Annotated in this window: 13 protein-coding genes; 5 read left to right on the top strand and 8 right to left on the bottom strand. The window is 66.1% G+C overall.

Annotated features, from left to right (window positions below; translation table 11 throughout):
* Positions 1-127 precede the first annotated feature (127 nt).
* On the top strand, positions 128-2,350 hold the full coding sequence (locus PT015_RS13040; RefSeq protein ID WP_285184944.1) for an ATP-dependent DNA ligase: 2,223 nt from the start codon (positions 128-130) through the stop codon (positions 2,348-2,350).
* Here the strand turns inward: PT015_RS13040 and rnhA are convergent.
* Positions 2,290-2,805 (bottom strand): ribonuclease HI, encoded by a 516-nt coding sequence (gene rnhA, locus PT015_RS13035; protein WP_285184943.1) that lies wholly within the window; start codon positions 2,803-2,805, stop codon positions 2,290-2,292. The two genes, PT015_RS13040 and rnhA, sit on opposite strands and share 61 nt — an antisense overlap.
* Positions 2,802-3,428 (bottom strand): VOC family protein, encoded by a 627-nt coding sequence (locus tag PT015_RS13030; RefSeq protein ID WP_285184941.1) that lies wholly within the window; start codon positions 3,426-3,428, stop codon positions 2,802-2,804. The genes rnhA and PT015_RS13030 overlap by 4 nt, the downstream gene beginning before the upstream one ends.
* Positions 3,429-3,468: 40 nt before the next feature.
* Between PT015_RS13030 and PT015_RS13025 the strand changes: the two genes are divergently transcribed.
* Both PT015_RS13025 and PT015_RS13020 read left to right on the top strand, forming a co-directional pair.
* The gene (locus PT015_RS13025) at positions 3,469-5,394 is read left to right on the top strand and encodes a fumarylacetoacetate hydrolase family protein (protein WP_285184940.1); all 1,926 of its coding nucleotides are present in this window, start codon (positions 3,469-3,471) and stop codon (positions 5,392-5,394) included.
* A gap of 13 nt (positions 5,395-5,407) precedes the next feature.
* On the top strand, positions 5,408-6,214 hold the full coding sequence (locus PT015_RS13020; RefSeq protein WP_285184939.1) for an enoyl-CoA hydratase/isomerase family protein: 807 nt from the start codon (positions 5,408-5,410) through the stop codon (positions 6,212-6,214).
* Positions 6,215-6,279: 65 nt separating this feature from the next.
* Here PT015_RS13020 and PT015_RS13015 read toward each other — a convergent pair whose 3' ends face one another.
* Complete coding sequence (locus PT015_RS13015) at positions 6,280-7,146, bottom strand: TIGR03619 family F420-dependent LLM class oxidoreductase (RefSeq protein WP_285184937.1); 867 nt, start codon at positions 7,144-7,146, stop codon at positions 6,280-6,282.
* Between the two features lie 149 nt (positions 7,147-7,295).
* On the opposite strand from PT015_RS13015, the gene PT015_RS13010 reads away from it, so the two are divergent.
* Both PT015_RS13010 and PT015_RS13005 read left to right on the top strand, forming a co-directional pair.
* Entirely contained in the window at positions 7,296-7,988 is a 693-nt protein-coding gene (locus tag PT015_RS13010; RefSeq protein WP_285184935.1) for a GAF and ANTAR domain-containing protein, read from the top strand.
* Entirely contained in the window at positions 7,985-8,428 is a 444-nt protein-coding gene (locus PT015_RS13005; protein WP_285184934.1) for a hypothetical protein, read from the top strand. Before PT015_RS13010 ends, PT015_RS13005 begins: the two co-directional genes overlap by 4 nt.
* On the opposite strand, the gene PT015_RS13000 is transcribed toward PT015_RS13005, so the two are convergent.
* The 5 genes from PT015_RS13000 to PT015_RS12980 all read right to left on the bottom strand — a co-directional run bounded on the left by PT015_RS13000 (position 8,371) and on the right by PT015_RS12980 (position 14,131).
* A complete protein-coding gene (locus PT015_RS13000) occupies positions 8,371-10,212 on the bottom strand; it encodes a CheR family methyltransferase (RefSeq protein ID WP_285184933.1) in 1,842 nt (613 codons plus the stop codon). The two genes, PT015_RS13005 and PT015_RS13000, sit on opposite strands and share 58 nt — an antisense overlap.
* Before the next feature lie 48 nt (positions 10,213-10,260).
* A complete protein-coding gene (locus tag PT015_RS12995; protein ID WP_285184932.1) occupies positions 10,261-11,016 on the bottom strand; it encodes an ATP-binding protein in 756 nt (251 codons plus the stop codon).
* Positions 11,009-12,010 (bottom strand): chemotaxis protein CheB, encoded by a 1,002-nt coding sequence (locus PT015_RS12990; RefSeq protein ID WP_285191090.1) that lies wholly within the window; start codon positions 12,008-12,010, stop codon positions 11,009-11,011. Before PT015_RS12990 ends, PT015_RS12995 begins: the two co-directional genes overlap by 8 nt.
* A gap of 70 nt (positions 12,011-12,080) precedes the next feature.
* Entirely contained in the window at positions 12,081-13,232 is a 1,152-nt protein-coding gene (locus PT015_RS12985) for a DUF4873 domain-containing protein (RefSeq protein WP_285184931.1), read from the bottom strand.
* A complete protein-coding gene (locus PT015_RS12980) occupies positions 13,229-14,131 on the bottom strand; it encodes an AurF N-oxygenase family protein (RefSeq protein ID WP_285184930.1) in 903 nt (300 codons plus the stop codon). Before PT015_RS12980 ends, PT015_RS12985 begins: the two co-directional genes overlap by 4 nt.
* Positions 14,132-14,164 lie beyond the last annotated feature (33 nt).

The following is a 14,164-nucleotide window of genomic DNA, read 5'->3' as shown; positions in this document are numbered from 1 at the left end:
GTATCCACTGGTCAGGAGCACTTAAACGGTTTAGTGGGTTATGTCACGTTTATCTGACACAGAGCTATTCGGGAAACGCGGAATCGCCCGTGGTGAGCAGGGTGGCGGGCGGCGTAGGTTGACAAACATGCCGCCGCGGGTCAAGTTGACGAACGCCGACAAGGTGTTATACCCCGCAGCCGGAACAACCAAGGCCGACGTATTCGATTATTACGTGCGGGTTTCCGAGTTCATGGTGCCCCATATCGCGGGCCGGCCGGCTACCCGGAAACGCTGGCCTAACGGCGTTAACCAACCTTCTTTCTTCGAAAAGCAGCTTGCCGCTTCGGCTCCCGAGTGGTTGCCGCGCGGCAGCATCGCGCACAAGTCCGGCACGACCACCTATCCCATCATCGACAGCGTCGACGGTCTGGCCTGGATCGCGCAGCAAGCGGCGCTGGAAGTGCATGTGCCGCAATGGCGTTTCGGTGCGCGCGACCCCGGACCGGCCACCCGGCTGGTGTTCGACCTCGACCCGGGCGACGGGGCGACGATGGCGCAACTCGCCACCGTCGCCCGCGCGGTCCGCGATTTGATCGCCGACATCGGGCTGACGACGTTTCCGTTGACCAGCGGCAGCAAGGGGATGCACCTCTACTGCCCGCTGGACAAGCCGGTGAGCAGCCGCGGTGCATCGGTGTTGGCGAAACGGGTTGCGCAGCAACTGGAAACGGCGATGCCGAAATTGGTCACCTCGACGATGACCAAGAGCGTGCGCGCCGGCAAGATCTTCGTGGACTGGAGCCAGAACAATGGCTCGAAGACCACGATCGCGCCGTACTCGTTACGGGGCCGGGAGTATCCGACCGTCGCGGCCCCGCGTGACTGGGATGAGTTGGACGACAAGAAGTTACGCCAGCTGCGCTACGACGAGGTGCTCGAGCGGGTCGAGCGCGACGGAGATCTGTTGGCGGGCTTGGATGCCGACGTGCCGGATCGACTGACCAAGTATCGAAGCATGCGCGATGCGGGCAAGACACCGGAGCCGGTCCCTTCCGCCAAACCCGGTTCCGGACAGGGCAACACGTTCGTCATCCAGGAGCATCACGCCCGCCGGCTGCACTACGACTTCCGGCTCGAGCGCGACGGCGTGCTGGTTTCGTGGGCGGTACCGAAGAATCTGCCGGAGACCACGGCCGTCAATCACCTAGCCGTGCACACCGAAGACCACCCGCTGGAGTACGGCAGCTTCGAGGGAACGATTCCCAAGGGGGAGTACGGCGGCGGGACGGTGACCATCTGGGATGCCGGCACCTACGACACGGAGAAGTTCCTGGAGAACGAGGTGATCGTCACGCTGCACGGACAGCGAATCTCGGGCCGCTACGCGCTGATTCAGACCGACGGCAACCAGTGGCTCGCTCACCGGATGAAAGACCAGCACGTCTTCGACTTCGACGACCTTGCGCCGATGCTGGCCACCCACGGTTCGGTGGCGAAGCTGACCGCGGCGCAGTGGGCGTTCGAAGCGAAGTGGGACGGGTACCGGCTGCTGGTAGACGCGGACCACGGCGAGGTCCGGCTGCGTTCGCGCAGTGGGCGGGACCTCACCAGCGAATTCCCTCAATTGCAGTCACTGGCAAGCGATCTCGCCGATCACCACGTCGTGCTCGACGGGGAGGTTGTCGCGTTGAATGAATCCGGGGTGCCCAGCTTCTCGGAGATGCAGAACCGGGCCCGCGCCACCCGCATCGAGTTCCGCGCGTTCGACCTGCTGTACCTGGACGGGCGGTCACTGCTGCGGGCGAAGTACCGCGATCGGCGAAAGATGTTGGAAACACTCGCATCTGCCGGGGGCCTCAACGTCCCGGAACTGCTGCTCGGCGACGGCGCCGAGGCGCTGGAGTATTCGCGCAAGCAGAAGTGGGAAGGCGTGATCGCCAAGAAACGGGACTCCACCTATCAGCCGGGTCGCCGCTCGGCATCGTGGGTCAAGGACAAGTACTGGAACACCCAGGAGGTCGTCATCGGCGGCTGGCGTGCCGGTGAGGGCGGGCGCAGCAGCGGTATCGGCTCACTGCTGATGGGCATCCCGGGCGACGACGGCCTGCAGTTCGCCGGCCGGGTCGGCACCGGTTTCACCGAACGCGACCTGGACAACCTGAAAAAGACCCTCAAGCCGCTGCACACCGCCAACTCGCCCTTTGCTGCAAAGCTTTCCACCCAGGACGCCAGGGGCGTTACGTTCGTTCGGCCGACGTTGGTCGGCGAGGTCCGCTACAGCGAGTGGACGTCGGACGGGCGGCTGCGTCAGCCCAGCTGGAGGGGGCTGCGTCCGGACAAGGCGCCCGACGAGGTGGTCCGGGAATAGGAGTCGACCGCTTCCTGTAGCCCGCGCGTCGCCAACTCGTCGGCCAGCTCGTTGTCGGCGACGCCGGAATGTCCCTTCACCCAGAACCATTCGACGCGGTGGCGTGCGCACGCGGCCTGCAGCCGCTGCCAGAGGTCGACGTTCTTCACCGGCTGCTTCGCGGCGGTCAGCCAGCCGTTGCGCTCCCAGCCGAGCACCCACTTGGTGATGCCGTTACGGACGTAGGTGCTGTCGGTGTACAGGTGCACGGTCACGGGCCGGGTGAGCGCCTCCAGCGCCATGATCGGCGCCGTCAACTCCATGCGGTTGTTGCTGGTGTCGCCGGGCTCACCGCCACACATCTCGCGGACGTGTTGGCGCTGGCGCAGCACAGCTCCCCAGCCGCCGGGGCCGGGATTCGGCCGGCAGCCACCGTCGGTGTGGATGATCACGGGATCGTCGACGGAGTCGGTCACCCGCCGAGAATAGGTGCTGAGATGAGCGCCGTGCGGACCGACATTCCAAAGGCGCGGTGATGCAGTGTAGTGATCCGCCGTCCGGGCTGAACGGCTGGCTTCACCGGGGTGGTGCGGTCGCCAAGTAGGGCGGCGGTCGCGTCGATGTCGGCGACGGTGTAGGTGATGCCCCACAGCGTCGCCGGGCCCGCACCGGTGGTGTCCGGTGCGCCGACAACCTCGACGATCACCGCGCCGAGGCGAAAGAAGACCTGCCGGATCGGTCGTCCGCCGAGTTCGCCGTCGCGCTCGCGGCGCGGTTCGACGCCGATGGCGGTCAGGGCCCGGACCGTGCGGTTCAGGTCGGGGGACAGCACCACGACGTGGTCGATCTCGGTGACGCCGTTCGGGTGTCGCGCGGGTTCGGGCGGGTCGGCCTCGGACCGGGTGGTCGGGATGCCGTCGAGCGGGTCGTCCGCGGTCAGGCCCCTCAGCGACCAGCCGGCGATGCCGTCCTTGCCGCCGACCAGGCGGACCCGGACGGTGCCGATCCGGCAGACGTCGTCGGCGTCGACGGTGAACCCGGCCTGTGACCACGCCTGGGGTGGGTCGGCGACCTCGATCTCGTCGACGGTGATGCTCATCGGTGCCACGGTAGCGCGGGGCATTTGTATGTTGGAGCCCATGCGGTTCGTGACATTTCGCAATGGCGGCGACGAGCGGGCCGGAGTTCTCGACGGCGAGGCGATTCACGAGTTCGCACCCGGTGTGACGCTGCTCGAGCTGATCGGCGATGGCGGTCTGGCGACGGCGGGGCAGCGGGCGCTGCGGTCGGCCAAGACGGCGCTGCTGAGCGAAGTGACACTGCTGGCACCGATCCCGCGGCCGCCGTCGATTCGGGACAGCCTCTGCTTCCTGGACCACATGCGCAACTGCCAGGCCGCGATGGGCGGTGGGCGGGTGCTCAAGGACACCTGGTACCGCATCCCGGCGTTCTACTTCGCCTGCCCGACAACCGTTCTCGGCCCCTACGACGATGCGCCGATGGCGCCCGGCAGCGTCTGGCAGGACTTCGAACTGGAGATCGCGGCGGTGATCGGGACTGCGGGTCAAGACCTGTCGGTCGAGGAGGCCGAGCGGGCGATCGTCGGCTACATGATCTTCAACGACTGGTCGGCACGCGACCTGCAACAGCTCGAAGGTCAACTGGCGATCGGTCAGGCCAAGGGCAAGGACAGCGGCGTCACCCTGGGGCCGTACCTGGTCACCCCCGACGAACTCGAGCCGTACCGCAGGGACGGCAAGCTGGCCCTCGACGTCGTTGCGATGGTCAACGACGACGTCGTCGGATCAGGGTCGACCGGGCAGATGGACTGGAGCTTCGCCGAGGTCATCTCGTACGCCTCGCGCGGGGTGCGACTCACGCCCGGCGACGTGATCGGGTCCGGTACGGTGCCCACCTGCACGCTGGTGGAGCATCTCGATCCGCAGGCCCCGGAGTCCTTCCGCGGCTGGCTGCACGACGGCGACGTCGTGACGCTGCGCGTCGAGGGGCTGGGCGAAACCCGGCAGATCGTGCGCAAAACGCCTGCGCCGCAACCACTGTCGTCGCGGCCCAATCCGGATGTCCGGGCGGAGAAGCCGCGGGTCAACCGGGCGCCGACGAAGATCCCCTACACTCGTGGCCTGCACTCCGTCGGTGACCGGGTGTGGGCCTGGCTGCTGCCCGACGGCGGATTCGGTTGGAGCAACGCGGGTCTGGTGGTGGGCGACGGGGCGTCCCTGCTGGTGGACACGCTGTTTGACCTACCGCTGACCCGCGAGATGCTGGACGCGATGGCGCCCCTGACCGACGTCGCGCCGATCACCGATGCACTGATCACCCATTCCAACGGCGACCACACGCACGGCAACCAGTTGCTGGATCCGTCGGTCCGGGTGATCGCCGCGACCGGCACCGCCGAGGAGATCGCGCACGGCATGGCGCCCGAGATGCTGGTGATGGCGAAGAACACCGACCTGGGCCCGGTCGCGACGCCATACCTGCGAGAACGATTCGGCCCCTTCGACTTCGGCGGCATCACCCTGCGCAACGCCGACCTAACCTTCGACGATCGGCTCACCGTCGACGTCGGCGGTCGCGCGGTCGAGTTACTGAATCTGGGCCCGGCGCACACCGCCGCGGACTCGGTGGTGCACATACCCGACGCCGGGGTGCTGTTCGCCGGGGACCTGCTGTTCATCGGCTGCACCCCGATCGTCTGGGCCGGACCGCTGGCCAACTGGGTCGCGGCGTGCGACGCGATGATCGCGCTCGATGCCCCGACGGTGGTGCCGGGACACGGACCGGTGACCGACCCGGACGGAATACGAGCGGTACGTGGATATCTCGTGCACGTCGCCGAACAGGCCGAAGCCGCGCACCGGGCGGGCTTGTCGTTCCTCGAGGCCGCGGACACCATCGACCTCGGTGAGTACGCGACCTGGCTGGACGCCGAACGCGTGCTGATCAACATTTACACGCACTATCGACACCTCGACCCCGACACACCACAGATACCGGCGATGGGATTGATTGCCATGCAAGCAGATTGGCTGGCGAAGCGATGAGGGAGTGGCGCCGATGACTTCCGTTGAGTTTGCAACGCTCGAGGAAGGCATCGCCGGGGTGACGTTGAATCGGCCCGACCGGCTGAACGCCATCGACGGCTCGCTGATCAACGAATTCGACCGGGCCCTCGACGCGCTGAGCAGTGGGGAGTTCCGGGCCGCGGTGCTGACCGGGGCCGGGCGCGGCTTCTGCGCGGGTGCCGACCTCAGCGGCACGGGCGAGGCGTGGACCGAGAACGCGCCGACCGCCCCGGCGTACAAGGTGAACTACGACGCGCAGGTGCGACTGGCCGAGCTGTACCTGCGCCTGTACGAGCTGCCGATACCGGTGATCGCCGCGGTCAACGGCGTCGCGGTCGGCGGCGGGCTGGCGTTCGCGCTGCACTCCGACATCCGGATCGCCTCGGAGCACGCTCAATTCGGCTCGGTGTTCATCAAGGCCGGCTTCTCATCGATGGACATGGGCACCAGCTACCTGCTGCCCAAGATCGTCGGCGCCGGCGTCGCCCGGGAACTGATGCTGACCGGACGCATCATCGACGCCGACGAGGCCTACCGGATCACGTTGGTGCACAAGGTGGTTCCGCACGACCAGCTGATGACGGCGGCGCTCGACAAGGCTCGCGAGATCGCTGCGAACAACGCGTTCGGCGTGTGGCAGACCAAGATCGGACTCAACGCCGCTTTGGATGCGCCCAGCCTGCGGCACGCAATCGAGATCGAGAACCGCACCCAGATTCTGACCGGGTTCACCAACAACCCGACCGAAGCGGCCCGCGCGCACATGGAGAAGCGCCCGCCGGTGTGGGATCCGATGTAGGAGTCGACGTCAGGTTTTCGCGGCGGCCCGCTGCACGCGGCTTCGCCGCGTTGCGACCGCCGACGTCAGGCCTTCGCGATCACGTTCTCCGCAAACATCTCCAAGTTGCGGATCTTGGTGTCCAGCGGTTCGGTGTCCTGACCCATGATGTAGGGGATCCGGAAGCCGACGATCACATCGGTGACGCCCTTGTCCTCCAGACGTTTCACGCCGTCGAGGGTGAAGCCGTCCACCGAGATCACGTGAATCTCGAACGGGCCGGTCTTGCCTTCCGCCTCGCGAAGTTGCTTGACCCGCGCGATGAGTCGGTCGAGTTCCTCCGGGTCGCCGCCGCCGTGCATCCAGCCGTCGGCGCGGGCCGCGCGGCGCAGCGCGGCGTCGGCGTGGCCGCCGATCAGGATCGGAATCGGTTGCGTCGGAGCGGGAGTCATCTTGGTCTTGGGAATGTCGTAGAACTCGCCGTGGAACTCGAAGTAGTCGCCGGTGGTCAGGCCGCGAATGATCTCGATGCATTCGTCAATCCGCTTGCCGCGCTTGGCGAATGGAACACCCATCAGTTCGTAGTCCTCTGGCCACGGGCTGGTGCCCACGCCGAGGCCCACCCGGTTGCCTATCAGCGCCGCCAGCGAGCCGGCCTGCTTGGCGACCAACGCGGGCGGACGGATCGGGAGCTTGAGGACGAAGAAGTTGAACCGCAGCGTCGATGTGACCGCGCCCAACGCGGCGGTCAGCACGAATGTCTCGATGAAAGCCTTACCGTCGAGGAATTCACGGTTGCCATCGGGCGTGTAGGGATACTTCGAGTCCGATTCGAACGGGTAGGCCACGCTGTCCGGGATCGTCATGCTGGCGTAGCCGGCCGCCTCGGCGGCCTTCGCCAGCGGAATGTAGAACGCCGGATCCGTCATGGCTTCCGCGTAGCTGAACCGCACACCGTCTCCCTACCTCGATGAACTCCGAATATCGGACAAATACTAGGGATGCCTGATAATCGACGGGTTCGATTCGCACGTTGCCGGGTAACTCAGAAGGTTGGACAATCGGACGTGCGATCGAAGCAGACGATCGGAGAAGGCCCCTGATGACCCATCAGTCAGGCGGGCTGATCCGCGAAGTCGCGGACCTGGTCCAGGACCTGCAACACAAGAAGCACGTCGAACTCGATGACGTGCTCGCGGAGTTGACGAACACCGCCGTCGAGGTCATGCCCGGCGCCCAGTATGCGGGCATCACGCTGACATCCCGGGACGGGAAGGTGCAGTCGGCATCGGCCACGGACCGCTACCCCGAGTTGCTCGACGAGATCCAGCAACGTCACGCGCAGGGGCCGTGCCTGTCGGCAGCGTGGGAGCACCACACCGTCCGGATCGACGACATGACCCGAGAGGAGCGCTGGCCGCTCTACTGCAAAGAGGCCGTCGCGGAGACGCCCATCCGCTCGATAATTGCCTTCCAGTTGTTCGCTGACCACAACCACATGGGCGCGCTCAACTTCTATGCCCAGACACCCGGGGCCTTCGACGACGACGCCGCCGAGACGGGTTACCTGCTGGCCACACATGCCGCAGTGGCGTGGAACATCGTGCGACGCGACGAACAGTTCCGCAGCGCGTTGGCCTCCCGCGACATCATCGGCCAAGCTAAGGGCATGATCATGGAGCGTTTCACGATCGACGCGATACAAGCCTTCGAGTTGCTCAAGCGACTGTCGCAGAGTTCGAACACTCCGTTGACCGAGGTCGCGCGCAAGCTTGTCGAGTCCGAGCGGTCGTGACCACTGCTGAGTCGGGATCGGCCGGCCGTAGAGCCGCCGCGGCACGCGGAGAGGCTGCTCGGCGCCGGATCGGTGAGTTGCAGCAGCGCAGGGCCGAACTGGCCGCGGGCATTCCTGCCACGCTGGAGAGCGTCCAACAGGCGCGGCAGCACGCGGTCGAGTCGCTGGAACGCGTCAAACAGGCACACCGGGACGCGGCCGCCCGGCACCTCGACGCGAGTGCGGCGCATCGCCGAGCCGCGGCCTCGCACGAGCAGGCTGCGCTGCGAGCGAGCGGCAAAACCGTTGAAGGCCACCAGGATGCGTCAGCCGTCCACCGCGCAGCGGCCGCGGTTCACGACGCCGCCGCGATAGTGGAGGACGAAGCGGGGGAGGCCGCCGGTCAGGGCTGGGCGTCCATCAACAGCAATGCTCCGGAGACACCGCCCTCGGGGCTCTGAAAACTGGTGCACACGACCCGCACCTGAGTCTTCCGGCCGCGGCGATTGACCGCCTCGACCGTGGCTTCGCCGGGGTTCTCCGGGTCGACGAATGCGTGGCCGATCAGCGGACGCACGTTGTCCATCGGCAGGCCGATGTCCAGGCCGGTCAGGATCTCTCCGGTGGTCTCGTCGGCGCGCAGACCCCACAGCTCCTCGCAGCCCTTGTTCCAGACGACGACGCGCATCTCGCGGTCGACGACGACCATGCCGAAGCGCACGGAGTCGACCAACGAGTCGAGGAAGGTGCGGGCATCATCGAGTTCGACGCTGCGTTCGCGCAGGGTGTCGTTGATGGTGTGGAGTTCGTCGTTGGTCGACTGCAACTCCTCGTTCATCGTCTCGAGTTCTTCGTTGGTGGACTGCAGTTCCTCGTTGGTGGTTTCGAGTTCCTCGACCGTGGACTGCAGTTCTTCGTTGGTGGTCTCGAGTTCTTCGTTGGTGGACTGCAGTTCCTCGTACGCCGCCTCGAGCTGGTGATTGGTGGAGACGACCTTGTCCAGCAGCGCCCGCGTGGCGGTGACGTCGAAGAAGACGATCGAAACGCCCAGCAATCCGTTCTCGCCGTCGATCAAGGGGTTGACGTGGATCTCGAACCAGACGGTCTCGGCGCCGGCGCGCTGCCATTTGACATCCGGGATGCGCGCCGAGCGGCGGTCCACCTTGGCCTGCTCCAGGTAGGCGCGCAGCTCGACTGGCCGATAGGACACTTCCAGGTCGCGCAGCAGCCGGCCGATGTCCCGGGCGGAGAGACCGAACATGGTCTCGGCCTGGTGGTTGATCATTGCCACGGTGTCGTCGCCCGTCACCACGATCTGGGCGACCGGGTTGGCGCGAAATGCCAAGTCGCGCACGGTCGTCAGGCCGGGTAAGTCGCCTTGTCTTTCGTACATGGTCGCCGCCGGGTCGTAACGCTCCAGGCCGCCGTGCGAGCCCGGAGTCTTGCGGAAGATACGGTGTTTCAGGTTCAACGGTGTGAAACGGTCGCTGTGGCTGAGCAACATCTCGGCGTGCCCCAAGAAGAGGGTGCCTTGCGCGCCGAGCGCAAAGTGCAAGCGACCCAGCACATTTCGCTGGGTCTCGGCATTCATGTACATCAGGGTGTTGCGGCACACCAGCAGGTCCACCCGGGAGATCGGGGCGTCTTTGACCAGGTCGTTGCGCCCGAAGATCACCGCCCGCCGCAGGTCCTTGTGGAAGGTGTAGCGCCCGTTCTGCTGCTCGAAGTACTTGGACAGCATTGCCGCCGGCGCCGATTCCACGGCCTTGGCGTCGTAATTCGCTGCTCGGGCCTCGGTGAGCGCGTCCTCGTCGACGTCGGTCGCGTAGATCTTCACCCGCTGCCGGAAAGCCTCGGGACCCAGCGCCTCCGCCAGCATCATGGCCAGCGTGTACGCCTCCTGGCCGGACGCGCAGCCCGCGCTCCAGACGCGGATCGGCGCGTCGGGGCCGCGCTCGGCCAGCAGGCGCGGGATCACGTCCGTGCCGATGTACTCCCAGGCCTCCGGGTCGCGGTAGAACGCGGTGACGTTGATCAGGATCGTGTTGAACAGCGCCGCGAACTCGTCGCTGCTGGCCTGTAGAACGTCGAGGTACTCCTCGAAGGTCTCGTAGCCGGCGTGGGTCATGCGGTGCCGAACCCGCCGCATCAGGCTGGTGCGCTTATAGCCGGTGAAGTCGAATCCTCGTGAGTCGCGCATGTAGCGCAGCAGCGCCTCGAACGATTCGTCCGTCTCGGTGTCCATGAGGTCCTGTTCGCCGGGTACAGGTCGTTCGGTGAACACTACTCGGGGTCAGAGCCGGTTTTCCGGACCGATGACGGCCCAGACGGTCTTGCCTGATGGTGTCGGCGCGCTGCCCCAGACCCGGCACACCGACGCGACGATCGCGAGGCCGGAGATTTGTTCGCCACTGTGGACCGGGTCTTCATGTCGCGCGGCGGCGGTCGGGCTGTCGTCAGCGACCGAGACGCTGACTGAGGTGCCGTCGGTTTCCAGCACCAGAGCCACCCCGCTGATGGTGTGCTGCAGGACGTTTTCCACGAACACGTTGGCCACCACCGTCGCGACCGGGGCGAGAGCCTCGAAAGACCATTCCGCGAGGCGCTCCGTTACGAACTCGCGCGCCGCGCGCAGGCTGGCCAGTGCTGCGGGCAATTCCGTTTTGGCCCGCAATCGTGGGCACTGGGTGTCGCTGAGGGTGTCCAAGGCCGCGCCGACGGTCGGATGAACTGCGACATAGCGCGTTATTCCGTTGCGCGCAATGCTGTCTCGCTGAGCGGCACTATCGGATACCAGATGGATGGGAATCGCCGGCCAGGTGTCGACCAGCCAGCGTGCACTGGTGAATACCGCCCAGGCCGACGGAGCCGGAACCGCTAGCTTGTTGACGTCGATCAGCACGGCCTGCGGCTCGTCGAGCGCGGCCTTGACGATGGTGTCGCGCAACTGCAGGTAGGTGCTGCTGTCGAGAAGGCCGTCGGCGGTGAGCAGGCACGCCAGGCCGGCAGAGGTGGCGGATATCGCCAATGGGCTTACGGCGCTACCCATCGGAAGGTCTTGTTCCGGAGTACATGTCTGACAGCCGCTCGCTCAGTACCGCGGTCGCGTGCTCGGCCTCGTTGGCGATGGCGTCGTACCGTTCACTGAGCATGCCTTGCGCTACCCGGCCGGCGAGCCTGCGCGACAACTTGGCCTTCTCCTGCAGGCTGCGGATCGCGATCCATAACGCGTTGTCCACCTCGTCGTCGCGAGCGCTGAGCAGCGCCTCCGAGGTCCAGGCATGGCCGACCCGGCAGCGATAGTTGCCTTCGCTGATCGACATCAGCGATCCGTTGCAGTCCGGACAGGTATATCCAGACGGTGGACCGAGAGATTCCGAATCGATTTCGGTGGAGAACCGTCGTGCCATCGCGATGCGGTTCTCGAGCTCCATTCTGAGATCTGGCTCCATTTCGCGTACCTCGAACTCTCGTGCGGCCAATTCGGCAAGCAGGCTGCCGACCGCGGCGGCGGTCGCTTGGTGGTCGATGACTCCGGCGTGAATGGCGTTCAGGGGCATCGCGGAAAACAATGCGTCGTCAGGCTTTTGGGCTATCGTTGTGCCCCCTCGCGACCGAATGGCCGCCGCGCCGAGCGTGCCGTCGTCGAGCACACCGGATAGCACTACGCCGGTAGCGCGTTGGCCGAAAGTCAACGCTACCGAGCGAAACAGCGTATTGATGGCCGGTCGGTGGCCGTTCTCCGTCGGGCCCTGAGTGAGGGCGATCCGGTCGTCGTCGACGACGAGATGCCAATTCGGTACCGAGACGCGAATGGTGCCAGCCTGCAGCACCTCGCCATCAACTGCTTCTTTCGTGGGAAGCGATGCGTTGCGGCTCAGAATGCGGGCCAGCACGCTAGGCGCGCCGGCCGGCATATGCAGAACCACAAGAACTGCGTACGGCAGGTGAGCCGGCAGACCCGCGACGAAGTCCTTCAGCGCCTCGACCCCGCCGGCCGAGGCGCCCACTGCGACTACGTTGAGCGTGGTGCTGTTTGGCATTGCAAATCCCCGCTCATCGCATACCCAACGGGTGATCGGCGCAACCCGCGATCGTGGACCGTATTGGCGGCTAGGTGAGTTGCAGTTCCGGAAGGGGGAAGGGCGGGTCGCCTGCACCGGAGATGGAATAGGTGCCCTGGGCTGTCTGCTCGGTGATGCGGGCCGGCGCGGAGCGCTCGCCGACAGTGATGGTGATGGACCGCGCCTTGATCAAGTCATTCGATATCGGCCCGAAAACTGTTCCCTGCCAGTGGTATTGGCCGTCGTAGGGTTCGACACGGCCAGTCAGCGCAACTCGCAGTTGATCGGCGGTGTCGTTCGCCGTCAGGGTCGCCGGACCTTCGTAGCCGTCGTCATGCACGCCGCCGGTTGAAGACACATCGAACGCAGAGCTGTCCAGGTGCCACGAGGGTTTTTGCAGGTGGACCCGTTCGTTGAACACGCCCTGGGCGCTGCGACGTACCTCGATGCGGGTGTTGCGGCCCAGCAGGCGCAGGCAGTCGACGATGTAGCGCATCGCCGCGGTGAAATCCGGTCCGGCGGCGGTGAAGTAATTCGGGAAGCCATGCATCGCGAGGCCGAGGTAGGGCTCGCCGCCGTCGACCCACACGTCGTGAATGCTGCGGCCGTGCGCGCCCACCAGGGTGTCGGCCGGCAGCCCGGCGCGTACGGCGAAGCCGGTGCCGTACACGATCGCGTCGGCATCGTGGTGGACGCCGTCGACGGTCCGGACCCCGACCGCGGTGACTTCCTCGATGGCCTGCGGAATGACCTCGACGCGGCGCCGGCGCAAGGTGCGTTTCGGGCGTCCCACGGCGCGACGCGGCGCGAGCGGGAAGACCTGGACGCGTGCGCCCGCGGCGACCATCCGCTCGATCAGCGCGCCGGCGCTGGAGTCGGCGCCGACGACGGCCACCCGCTTGCCGGCCGGGTCGAAGAAAGTGCAGGGAATCGCTGCGTGCATGGCGGTAGCGCGAAAATCCCTGCGCCCCATCAGGTCTGGAACCAGCGGAATGAGCGGCGACTCGCAGGCGATCACGACCCGGCCGCGGCAGGTCTCGCCGTCGTCGCCGGTGAGTGTCCAGGTGTCGGTGTCGTCGTCGAAGACCGCGCTGACCACATCGCGGTCGACGATCAGAAAGTCATGGACGCCCGCCGTCAGCAACTCGGTGGCAGCGTCGCCGTCGCCGATCAGGACGACGTCGTGGGCGCGGTCGTTCACAGGAACCTGGTACGCGTCCAAGCGCGACGCGCGAGCGGTCCCATCAACCCCACCTCGGACAGGAATTCGCCCAGCGGTGCAAATCCGTCGACCTGCACCTCGCGGCGGTGCGCGCTGGTGCGCGCGATCCGGCGTGCCTCCCGCGCGTTCATGCCCGCGCGCGCGTACTGCACCTTGTTGGTGAACAGGTAGCGGAAGAACCAGCCGCCCAGGCCGTTGACGTTGCCAACGAACCACCGCTCCGGTCGGCGCATCTGTGGCGCGCGCTTACGCAATCCGTCCCGGGCGAACTGGATGTGGCGCGCCTCCTCGGTGACGTGAATGCGCATGAGCCGCTGGACGATTGGTTGCAGCTCCGGGTCGTCCATCATCTGCCGCTGTAGCGAGTCGAAGATCTCCTCACCGATCAGCGCCGCGACCCAGAGCACCGAGCCGCGGAAGAAGAGCGGGAGCGTGTTGATGATCATCCGGTGGTAGAGCCGCGGTCGCACCGGCCTTGCGCCCACGCGCTCGATGGCCTTGCCGAACATCACCATGTGGCGGGTCTCGTCGCCGAGTTCGGTCAGCGCGTAGTGGGTCGCTCGGCTGGTGGGATCGGTGTGCATGATCTTGCGCAGCAGAGCCTGGTTGAGGATGTTCTCGAACCAGATGCCGGCGGAGAGGGTGTTCACCAGCTCTTGGCGGGACAGCTCAATCTGTTGGGAACGAGTCATGTTGTCCCACAGCGGTGTTCCGTACAGCGACACCACCCGAGGTGGCAGGTAGAACTTGTCCGGGTCCAAGGGCGCGTCCCAGTCGATGTCGACGATGGGCGCGTAGGACTTCTTCACCGAACCCTTGAGCAGCCGGTCGGAGAAGTCTTCGCGACCGCGTCCTGCCGGCTTCACCGCACTCGTCATGCTGCCGCTCCTCCTCGGCGCGCTGCGCCGCAT

This window comes from Candidatus Mycobacterium wuenschmannii, assembly GCF_030252325.1.
Lineage (GTDB): Bacteria > Actinomycetota > Actinomycetes > Mycobacteriales > Mycobacteriaceae > Mycobacterium > Mycobacterium wuenschmannii.
The sequence above is the reverse complement of the archived record's forward strand: the minus strand, read 5'-3'. Positions and strand labels throughout refer to the sequence as shown.